The sequence below is a fragment of the Betaproteobacteria bacterium genome, from assembly GCA_009377585.1.
Classification (GTDB): domain Bacteria; phylum Pseudomonadota; class Gammaproteobacteria; order Burkholderiales; family WYBJ01; genus WYBJ01.
In genome coordinates this window covers 1-5,753 of sequence record WHTS01000206.1, presented here as the reverse complement: position 1 = coordinate 5,753, position 5,753 = coordinate 1, and the positions used below count along the sequence as shown (strand labels likewise).

The following is a 5,753-nucleotide window of genomic DNA, read 5'->3' as shown; positions in this document are numbered from 1 at the left end:
TTCGAGACGGCCGGTCAGCTGTACGCCGTCGATGCGAACCTGGCGGCCAACGTGCTCGTGGAGCCGGTCGGGCGCAACACGCTGCCGGCGATCGCGTGGGCTGCGGCGAAGATCGCCCGCGTGGCTCCGGATGCGCTGATCGGCGTGTTCTCGTCGGACCATGCGGTCGCAGACCAGGACGCCTTCCTGAGCGCCTGGGATGCGGCCGAACAGGCGGCCGAGGAGGGCTACATCGCCCTGTTCGGGATGCAGCCTACCGAGCCCGCGACCGGCTACGGCTATATCCAGGCGGGCCCGCGCCTCACGGGGCGAGATGATCACGATGGTTCGGATGCGGCACGCCGGGTTGCGCGGTTCGTGGAGAAGCCCGACGCCGATACCGCCAAACGCTTCCTTGCCGAGGGCAACTACTACTGGAACGGCGGCATGTTCGTATTCCGGGCCGACGTGTTCGTGGACTTGCTCGCGCAATTGCAGCCCGCAATCCATGCCGTCATCGGCCGGCTTGCCGAGTGCGACCGCGATGCGCCGGCGGAGCTCTATGCGGGGCTGCCGGACGTTTCCATCGATTACGGCATCCTGGAGAAGACCGACCGGGTGGCGGTGGTGCCGGTTTCGATGGGCTGGAGCGATCTCGGCAGCTGGGAGGCCATCCGCCAGCAACGCAGCAAGGATGCGAGCGGCAACGTCAGGCATGGCGATGTCATTGCCGTGGGCAGCCGGAACAATCTGCTGTGGAGCGACCACGGGGTCCTGGCTACGCTGGGGCTGGAGGACGTCGCCGTGGTACAGACTCGGGATGCGACGCTCGTCTGTCCGTTGAGCGAGACCGCCAATCTCAAGAGCCTGGTTGCCAAGGTGAGGGAGACCCATCGGCCCCTTACCGAGACGCATCTCACAGTGACCCGCCCGTGGGGCAGCTATACCGTGCTCGAGGAGGGCGATCGCTACAAGATCAAGCGGATCGTGGTCAATCCCGGCCAGAAACTCTCGATGCAGATGCACCATCACCGCTCCGAGCACTGGGTCGTCATCGCGGGTACCGCGAAGATTGTCAACGGCGACAAGGAAATATTCCTCGAAGAAGATCAGTCCACCTACATCCCCAAGACGCATCGGCACCGGCTCGAGAATCCCGGCAAGATCCCGCTGCAGATCATCGAGATCCAGAGCGGCCCCTACCTCGAGGAAGACGACATCGTGCGCTTCGGGGACATCTATGGGCGCAGCTGAGAAGCGCGGCGTCGTAAGTACGGCACGGGCGTTGACGGATCGACGCACCGGCGCAAGTGTGAACTGCTTCTTTTCTCTCGCTGTGCGGAGGCAGTATAAACTGCCGCTGGTTTGCGTCTTGCTTTCCTCGCGCCAGAAGAAGCGATCGCCGAAACAACAAAATGCAAAGCGTACTGGGTCGACTGTCGATTTTCCTGAGCCTGGCGCTGGCGCCCGCGGTTTCGCTCGCGCTCGAAGTGGATGTCGCCACCCCGGCGGAGACGCTCGAGGCGGCGCAAAGCAGCAAGGACCCCGCGGTACTGACGCGCCTCGCGCAGCGCTTCGAGCATGCGGAGGGCGTCCCCCGGGACTTCTTCAAGGCGAATCAGCTTTACTGCCGGGCGGCCAGGGCCGGATACGCAGATGCGCAGTTCCGCCTCGGCTGGATATATGCCAACGGTCGCGGCGTGCCGCGTGACGACGGTATTGCGGCCGTGCTGTTCGTGATGGCTGCAGAGCAGGGGCACGAATATGCGCGCCGGTTGTTGCAATACGTTCGAGCCCAACCCAATACCGAGCTGCCCTCGTGCCTGCTGCCCGAGCGGGTCGAGCCCGTGCATGTCGTGGTGGAGGAACCCCAGATCACGATCAAGGGAAGACCGGAGATCGAGGCGCTGGTCAAGCGGCTTGCACCCCAGTACGCCATCGATCCGCAGCTGGTGATGGCGCTGATATCGGTGGAATCGGCATTCAATGCGAAGGCTGTATCGCCGAAGAACGCCCAAGGCCTGATGCAGCTCATTCCGGAGACCGCCGAGCGCTTCGGCGTCCAGCGGGTGTTCAACCCGGCCGAAAACATCAAGGGCGGCCTGGCATACCTGCGCTGGTTGATGGCATTTTTCGAAGGCGAGGTCACGCTGGTTCTGGCTGCATACAATGCGGGCGAGAAGACCGTTGAACGCTATCGGGGAATCCCGCCCTACGAAGAGACGCGCAACTACGTGCGCCGCATCACATCGATGTACAAGAAGGGTACGCACCCATACAGTGCCGATGTCGTCGCGCCTTCCGCCATCATGAGCACGCTGCGTCGCGCCGGCGGCTGACGAACCAACTTCGCGCGCGGAGCCGATACGCCGGACGTATCGACAATTCCCAAGCTCAGAACGGAGCGCACTCCACGTGCTCAGAATCGGTCAACAACGCACTGCTCCGGTATTCGATCAGGCTTCCGGCCGCGGTCCTGTTCTGCGCATTGCACTCTTTCTCGGCGTCTTCTTGCTGGTTGCCGGCGGCGGTCTCGTCTACGACTATTCGCGTCCCGCAACATACCATGCAACCGGCCGTCTTTCCGTAGAACCGCCCGGCGTCGAAGATCCGGTCGTCAAGTCGCAATTCGTCATTGCGGAGACGCAGGCGCTGCGCCGCTCGGAGGTGCTGCAGACGGTAGCGCAGCGGCTGCAAGCGGCGGGCGCCCGACCCGATTTCGCGGAGCTCGAGCGCATGCTCAAGGCCGAGGCGGTGCCCCAGACGAGCATCATCGAGTTGCGGGCGGAAGGCGGAGACCGCAACCAGCTGATCGCTGCCCTCACCACGTGGGTCGAAGCGTATGTCGCCAGTCGCAAGGAAACCGATCGGGAGGACGAGACCGAGGCGGTCGAGGAAGCTCGGCATGCGGTGAAGGTCGCGAAGAAGGCCATCGAGGACAAGCGCAAGGAGATGGAGGGTTTCCGTCGCCAGCACGGCATCCTGTCCATCGAGCGCGAGGAGAATCCGGGTGCGGCACGGCTCAAGGGCTTGTACAACGCCTTGAACGATGCAGCCACCCGGGAAGTAAACGCCGAAGCGAAGCTGAAGGCGGTCAACGAAAGCATCGCCCAGGGAAAGGGGTTCGTACGGGCGGCGGACAAGACTGCGATCGCAACCCTGGAGATGCGCGCGGTGGACCTGCGCGAACGGGCAAAGGATCTGGAGCACGACTTCACGGCGCAGTACCTCGCCATGGACCCCAAGTACAAGGCGCTGAAGGCCAATACCGCCCGGGTCGAGCAGCAGATCGAGATGGAGAAGGAGCGCAGTCAGAAGTCCGCTCTGGCAGAAGCACAGGAGGAGTTCGCGGGCGCGCAGCGCGCAACGCAGAAAATGCGGGACCAGGCCGACTCGATCAAGAAGGAAAGCCAGGCCTTCGCGGTGCGCTTCGTCGAGCTCAAGCGCATGGCATTCGACCTGGATCAGTTGCAGGAGACGAACAGGCTCGCGGCCGAAAGGCTCAGAAAGCTGGAGGCCGCGCGCAAACCGTCGGCGGTGCGCATCCGCGTGCTGACCGCGCCCTATGCCGATGATCGCCCCATTGCACCCGATTACACACGCGATGCCGCTATCGCGCTCGGTGCCGGCCTGGCGCTGGCCATCGCCGCGGTCTGGGTGCTGGATTACCTGCGCCGGGATCCCCAGCAGCCGCTGGAGTCCGCGGGTTCACAACCGATCATCCAGATTGCATATCCGATGCTTCAGCCGATGGGCGCAGGCGCTGCAGCGATCGCAGCGCCGTCCGCCATGCCCGCGGGCCTGCTCGGCACAGCGCTGCCGCGGTCCGGCGTGGAGGTTCCGCCGGCAGACATATCGACGCTCTGGAGCGCCGCTTCCGCCGATGGACATCTGATCCTGGCCGCGCTGTTCGCCGGCATCGGCCCCGATGAACTGTCGATGCTGCGGTGGAAGGATGTCGATTTCGAGCATGGCGCGGTCGACATCCCCGGGCCATCGGCGCGCCGGTTGCGACTCATCCATCCCTTTCGTCAGGTGCTCACGAACAGGGCCGGTCAACAGAGTGAAGGCGCCGGCGACAAGTTCATTGTGACCGACGGCCTCGGGGATCCTCTGGACGAGGCTGCGATCGATGCGGAGCTTGCGTGCATCGCGCACGACGCGGGGCTGAGGCACCCGGAGACCGTAACCGCCCGCGCATTGCATTTCACGTATGCCGCGTTCCTTGCCCGGCAAGGGATACGGATGTCCGATCTCGCTTCGCTGGTGGGACGTCTGACCGGCAGCATCGGCGCGGAGCTGATGCGGCTTGCGCCGTCGGGCCAGGCGCGGCCGGCGGAGCACATCGATCCCGTCTTTCCAAGCTTTCGTTCAGCCTGACTTCAGGGAGATGCGGCAAGGTTGGATTGCTCCAGCAGGTTACTGATATGGATGGATGGAATCGCATAGGTGATTCCACTCGGCCGGGTGATGACCTGTTCCCGGGTTCCCTGTATGTAAACGCTGTTGATGATTCCGTAAACTTCAGCCGTCGCCGGATCGAATAGCGGACTGCCGCTGTTGCCCGGATAGGCAGTGGCATCCAATTGGAAAACAACGTAAGCAGAGTCGCGCAGCCGTTTGATCATTTTGGGATTCAATTGTCGCGCTGTAACACCGGCGCGAGCAATTGGCACGAGCGCAGCCAACGTGGCGCGATGCGTCGCGGGATACAAGCCCAGGGCCATTCCGATGGGAAACCCGGTGAAAGCCAGCTGCTGCCCTTCGCGGACCGTCTCCGAGTCGCCGATCCGCAGCGCCGGCAGGGGCTCCCCGGAGATGCGCAGCAAGGCGAGGTCGTGCGCGCGATCGACCGCAACTACATTCGCAGCGCGCGCATTCGCTTCGTCGGCTCCGCCAACGAGCACTATCAAAGTCTCGTGTTGCGCGGTATTGGTCTCGCGGGGCAGAACGTGCGCATTGGTGACGACGTGGCGCCCGTCGGCGACAACGAAGCCGGTGCCGCTGAAAACCGCGGAAGGGTTGCGCGTTTTTTGGTAGGTGCCGACGCCTACAATGGATGGCTTGATTCTTGCCACGCTGTCGGGCAAGCCGGAGGGTGCCTGGGCTGATGACGACGCGCACAAGAACGACATCAGCAGCCAGGCGCACAACGAGGCTCGGGCAAGACCGGCCGATGTTTTTCGTGGGGGACAGGAGTCGAAAGCCATCTGTCCTGACTCGACGAATGGGATGGCCGAATTGTAACAGTCAGGCGCCGGCCCATTTTCGAATGGGCGCAGTGAACTATTCGTCGGAACGGATCAACCGGACGCTGACAAAGTTCGGACAAGAAGAAGAGGAAAAGGAAAAGGAAAAGGAATGAGCGCTCTCGCTGGAAATGAGGAAGAAACGCGGAGCCGGGACGGCATAGGAGTGGTACCACTCCTGTTGATCGTCTTCGAGCTGGCGCTGCTGATGCTGTTATTGCGTCAGTACCAGATAGAGAACGCTGCGTTTCTTCGCCTCGCCGCGCTCGCTTTCGGCGGCTTCGTCGTTCACGCGTTGCTTCCTTTGCGCTACCGGCTCACCTTCTTTGCCGGACTGAGCTTCAGCGGCATTGCGCTGGTGCTCGGGTTCGAGAACGGGGCGTGGCTCGTGGGGATCGGGTTGCTCCTGATCGGCATCTGTCACATTCCGGTGTCGTTCACGGTGCGTGGCCTGATGTTGCTCGGGGTGGGTGCAGTGCTCGCCGCACAGCGCGCGGCGCTCCTTCCGTTTCCCTGGTCCGAGGC

The 5,753-nt window shown here is 63.4% G+C and carries 5 protein-coding genes; 4 read left to right on the top strand and 1 reads right to left on the bottom strand.

All coding sequences use genetic code 11. The annotated features are described in order from the left end of the window. The 3 genes from GEV05_30175 to GEV05_30165 form a co-directional block, all read left to right on the top strand. A partial coding sequence (locus GEV05_30175; GenBank protein MPZ47552.1) for a mannose-1-phosphate guanylyltransferase/mannose-6-phosphate isomerase occupies nucleotides 1–1,233 on the top strand: 1,233 nt, incomplete at its 5' end. A gap of 161 nt (nucleotides 1,234–1,394) precedes the next feature. Further along, on the top strand, nucleotides 1,395–2,318 hold the full coding sequence (locus GEV05_30170; GenBank protein MPZ47551.1) for a transglycosylase SLT domain-containing protein: 924 nt from the start codon (nucleotides 1,395–1,397) through the stop codon (nucleotides 2,316–2,318). Nucleotides 2,319–2,394: 76 nt separating this feature from the next. After that, on the top strand, nucleotides 2,395–4,359 hold the full coding sequence (locus tag GEV05_30165; GenBank protein ID MPZ47550.1) for a hypothetical protein: 1,965 nt from the start codon (nucleotides 2,395–2,397) through the stop codon (nucleotides 4,357–4,359). Between the two features lie 2 nt (nucleotides 4,360–4,361). Here GEV05_30165 and GEV05_30160 read toward each other — a convergent pair whose 3' ends face one another. Then, nucleotides 4,362–5,114: a trypsin-like serine protease gene (locus GEV05_30160; GenBank protein ID MPZ47549.1), complete on the bottom strand. Its 753-nt coding sequence runs from the start codon at nucleotides 5,112–5,114 to the stop codon at nucleotides 4,362–4,364. A gap of 295 nt (nucleotides 5,115–5,409) precedes the next feature. Between GEV05_30160 and GEV05_30155 the strand changes: the two genes are divergently transcribed. Next, nucleotides 5,410–5,753 (top strand): hypothetical protein (locus GEV05_30155; protein MPZ47548.1); only part of this gene is annotated, 344 nt, incomplete at its 3' end.

What these genes read in the sequence shown, in the direction of transcription:
- GEV05_30170 (MPZ47551.1), top strand. Translation starts at nt 1,395, where the DNA reads ATGCAAAGCGTACTGGGTCGACTGTCGATTTTCCTGAGCCTGGCGCTG.
- GEV05_30160 (MPZ47549.1), bottom strand. Translation starts at nt 5,114, where the DNA reads ATGTCGTTCTTGTGCGCGTCGTCATCAGCCCAGGCACCCTCCGGCTTG.